Raw genomic sequence first — 4000 nt, 5'->3', positions numbered from 1 at the left:
CGTTTGACCTTCACGCAAGATCTTGCAGCAGCAATTCGACATCTCATTGAATCCAAGTCTCCCTTTGGTACTTACAACCTCAGCAACGGAGGCCCAGCTTCTAGCTGGGCAGATATTGCAGCACAGGTATATGAGCTGACAGGGCACAATCCTGCAGATGTCACCGGCGTGACAACTGAACAGTATTTCTCAGGTAAAGAAGGCATTGCTCCCAGACCGCTGTGGAGCATGCTGGATCTTTCCAAGATTGAAGCAACTGGTTTCATCCCAGCAAACTGGGAAGACAGACTCCAGGAGTATCTGGCTTAATCTTTGAACGTCGCAAGCAGGCGATGGAGTGAGTCCAGCCTGGTTGCTCCAGCATCGCCGTTGGCCAGCTTCTTGAGCTTCATTGAGAGCACAGTCAGGTGCATCAGCGAGGTGAGAGCATCCTCTGGGGCATTTCTCTGCAATTTCAGTGAGGTCACTAAAAGAACCCAAGATATTGTCTGGGTTCACGTGCCCCAGGCCGAAGGAACGAACGCCTGGTGTGTCAATGATCCAGCCGTTTCCAAAAGGTGTCTCTAACTTGAAGCAGATGCTGGAGCTCGATGTGTGACGGCCACGGCCTGTCACTTCGTTGACATGGCCAGTAGCGCGGTGTGCTCCAGGAACAAGCACGTTGACCAGTGTGGACTTTCCCACGCCAGAGTGCCCCACAGCCACCGTTGTGTGCCCTGCGAGGGCCTGCTGGAGTTCCTCAAGAGGAACTTGGTCAGTGCCACTTCGGAAGATGGGAACATCAAGCCCGGCAAAGTTAGCCAAGAATTCTGAAGGATCATGAGTGTCACACTTCGTGATGACAATGAGTGGCTTAATTCCTGCATCAAAAGCAGCAACCAGATAGCGGTCCACCAAACGAACCCGAGGCTCTGGGTTTGCGGCGGCAATCACAATAAGCAGTTGGTCTGCGTTAGCAACAATCACGCGTTCTACCGCGTCAGTGTCATCTGCACTTCGGCGAAGAATGGTACTTCTGGGGTCTACGCGAACAATGCGTGCAAGGCTGCCGGGCTCACCGGTGACATCGCCAACGACGTTGACGAAGTCACCAATCACAATGGCGTTCTTACTCAGTTCACGGGCCCGCGAGCACGTGACGGGTATCTCATTGATGAGAACGGTGTATCGACCACGGTCAACGCCTGTCACCATTCCGGTGACGGCGTCCGCGTGGTCGGGACGGGTTTTCGTTCTGGGCTTGTTTGCTTTGGGGTTCGGACGAATCCGAATGTCTGACTCGTCGTATTGCTCACCGAGTGAGTTCTCGTCAGAGTTCGCAGACCACCAACTCATGAGTGAGAAGACTCCACAAGGCCAGTCCAGAGTTCAGGGAATTCAGGCAGGGTCTTTGACGTGGTTCCAATGTTCTCAACCTCAACACCAGGCACGACTAGGCCAATAATGGCTCCTGAGGTTGCCATGCGGTGGTCTTCGTAGCTCAACCACACACCGCCATGGAGCTGGGCAGGTTCAATCTGTAGACCGTCTTCAAGTTCAGTAACCTTGCCACCCAGTTTGTTGATTTCGTTAGCCAGTGCAGCAAGGCGATCAGTCTCGTGGTGGCGAATGTGACCAATACCCGTGATGGTGCTCGGAGTTGATGCCAGAGCAGCAATGGCAACGATTGCAGGGGCAAGTTCGCCACCAGTGGTGAGGTCAAGTGTGATGCCGTGAACCACAGGGTTTCCTGCTTCGTCACTCTTTCCTGTGACAGTCACCTTGTCGCTCTCACGAGAGACGGTCGCACCGAAGAGAGGCAAGATCTCAAGTAAGTCGTTGCCCACCTGAGTTGTTTCGCTTGGCCAGCCAGAAATCGTGACAGATCCGCCAGTCACAACTGCAGCAGCCAAGAATGGTGCTGCGTTGGAAAGGTCTGGCTCGATCTGAACATCTATTGCAGAAATGGGGCCTGGCTTGACTATCCAACGGCCAACTTCAGGGCTTTCGACCTCGACGCCACGAGCACGAAGCACCTCGATGGTCATCTCGATGTGGGGGAGGCTGGGGAGTCGCTCACCAGAGTGAGTGAGATCGAGCCCGTTCTCAAAGCGAGAGGCAGAAAGCAACAAGCCAGAGACAAACTGGCTGGAGCTCGATGCATCGATGGTCAGCGCACCGCCGGCAACGTTCCCAGTTCCATGAACGGTGAATGGCAAGCTGCCGCGACCTTCATCAGCTACATCCACGCCTAAAGCGCGGAGCGAGGAGATAGTTGTTGCCATAGGGCGACGACGCGCACCTTCATCGCCATCAAAAGTGGTGGGTCCCAGAGCCAAAGATGCCACTGGAGGCATGAAGCGCATGACGGTACCGGCAAGACCACAATCAATGGTGGTTGATCCAATCAATTCACTAGGGGTGATTTTCCAATCAGGGCCGAAAGCACCTTCTCCTGGAACTTCAATAATTTCTGCGCCCAGTGACCTCAGTGCCTCGATCATGAGTCGACTATCGCGGGAGTGAAGCGGACGCTTGATTGTGGAGGGTCCATCTGCCAGTGCGGCAAGAACAAGTTCACGGTTAGTCAACGACTTGGAACCTGGGATTTGAAGCTCACCTGTTACCGGCTGATCAGCCAGAGGGGCCTTCCAGTGACCTGAATCGACATCGGGGACGTCGTTTGACCCATAAGGGTCAAATTCGGGCCGGGAATAAGGAGAGGTCAACATCTGTTCTAGGTTATCGAGGATTTAGCAGAGGAGTGGGCGCTTATGGCTGGTTCCGTCACGTTAGACAGGGCAGGCGTAGGCTTACAACAGATGACTACTGCACCCTCTGCCAAAAGCGCACTGTTTGAAGAACAGGCCATGGAGCACATTGACAAGCTCTATGCCCATGCCATGCGCAAGACCGGGAACCGCGTAGACGCCAATGATTTGGTGCAAGAAACCTATCTCAAGGCATTTGCTGCCTTTGATCAGTTCCAACAAGGAACAAACATCAAAGCCTGGCTTCACCGCATTCTTGAGAACACCTACATCAACCAATACCGCAAGCTCCAGAACCAGCCCTTCTACTCGCCACTTGAAGAATTAGAAGACTGGCAACTCGGAGATGCAGAGAGCAGAACTGCAACTTCCAGTCGCTCCGCAGAGGCAGAAGCTATTGATCACTTGCCTGCAAGTGCAGTCAAAGATGCTTTGCAGGCAATCCCAGAAGACTTCAGAGCTGCCGTCTACTTGGTAGATGTTGAGGGATATAGCTACCAGGAGGTAGCAGACATTATGGACACTCCCACGGGAACTGTCATGAGCAGACTTCACCGCGGAAGAAAGCTACTCCGCGAACAATTAGCTGACTATGCACGTGAGCAAGGCATTGGAAAGGGCAAGTAATGGGTGACTGCGGTTGCGACAAGGCCAAGAAGGACCTTGAAGAGTATCTCCACAACGAATTATGTAGCGAAGAGGCTGCAGATATTCGTGCACACATGGAGAACTGCGTTGATTGCTCAGACGAACACCGAGTCGGTGTCGTGCTGACTGAAGCTGTGAAGCGCGCATGTGAAGAGACGGCACCTGAAGAGCTCAAGTCTGAGGTGCTTCAGAGATTGCGCAGCATGCAGCAGCACTAATTCATTAATGGATTAACGAACAATGCCCACGAGAAACATCTCGTGGGCATTGTTGTGTGCTTGTGTTAGCCGAGGTTGAGTGCTCGTTCGAGAATCTCAGCAGCTTCAACGGCGTGACGCTTCGCAGATCCCACAGCAGGTGATGCTGAAGCGGGGCGAGAAACATTACGCAGAACGCGACCTTCAAGTCGTGGTGATACTTCGAGAAGCATGAATGGCCATGCACCCTGGTTGGCAGGCTCGTCTTGGTACCAAACCAACTCAGCGTTGGGGTAGGTGGCAAGAACTTCGTTGAGCTGATGCATAGGTGCTGGGTAGTACTGCTCGAGACGAACGATAGCAATAGCTGGGTTTGGAGTCTTCTCCAACTCAGCAACCAGGTCG

Annotated in this window: 5 protein-coding genes and 1 pseudogene; 3 read left to right on the top strand and 3 right to left on the bottom strand. The window is 53.4% G+C overall.

All coding sequences use genetic code 11. The features are described from left to right. The first annotated feature begins 3 nt into the window (after positions 1-3). Positions 4-309 carry a sugar nucleotide-binding protein gene (locus Q0362_RS01850; RefSeq protein WP_298119173.1) on the top strand — a complete coding sequence of 102 codons (306 nt, stop codon included), beginning with the start codon at positions 4-6 and terminating at the stop codon, positions 307-309. Here the strand turns inward: Q0362_RS01850 and rsgA are convergent. After that, positions 306-1335: pseudogene (rsgA, locus tag Q0362_RS01845) on the bottom strand (ribosome small subunit-dependent GTPase A). The gene Q0362_RS01850 and the pseudogene rsgA sit on opposite strands and share 4 nt — an antisense overlap. After that, positions 1332-2711 (bottom strand): 3-phosphoshikimate 1-carboxyvinyltransferase, encoded by a 1380-nt coding sequence (aroA, locus tag Q0362_RS01840; protein ID WP_298119171.1) that lies wholly within the window; start codon positions 2709-2711, stop codon positions 1332-1334. The pseudogene rsgA and the gene aroA overlap by 4 nt, the downstream one beginning before the upstream one ends. 90 nt (positions 2712-2801) lie before the next feature. Between aroA and Q0362_RS01835 the strand changes: the two genes are divergently transcribed. Next, positions 2802-3377: a sigma-70 family RNA polymerase sigma factor gene (locus Q0362_RS01835; RefSeq protein WP_239406851.1), complete on the top strand. Its 576-nt coding sequence runs from the start codon at positions 2802-2804 to the stop codon at positions 3375-3377. After that, entirely contained in the window at positions 3377-3616 is a 240-nt protein-coding gene (locus Q0362_RS01830) for a zf-HC2 domain-containing protein (protein WP_298119165.1), read from the top strand. Before Q0362_RS01835 ends, Q0362_RS01830 begins: the two co-directional genes overlap by 1 nt. A 65-nt stretch (positions 3617-3681) precedes the next feature. On the opposite strand, the gene Q0362_RS01825 is transcribed toward Q0362_RS01830, so the two are convergent. After that, a partial coding sequence (locus tag Q0362_RS01825) for a hypothetical protein (RefSeq protein WP_298119163.1) occupies positions 3682-4000 on the bottom strand: 319 nt, incomplete at its 5' end.

This window comes from uncultured Aurantimicrobium sp., assembly GCF_936931525.1.
Lineage (GTDB): Bacteria > Actinomycetota > Actinomycetes > Actinomycetales > Microbacteriaceae > Aurantimicrobium.
This window is presented reverse-complemented; position numbering and strand designations above follow the sequence as displayed.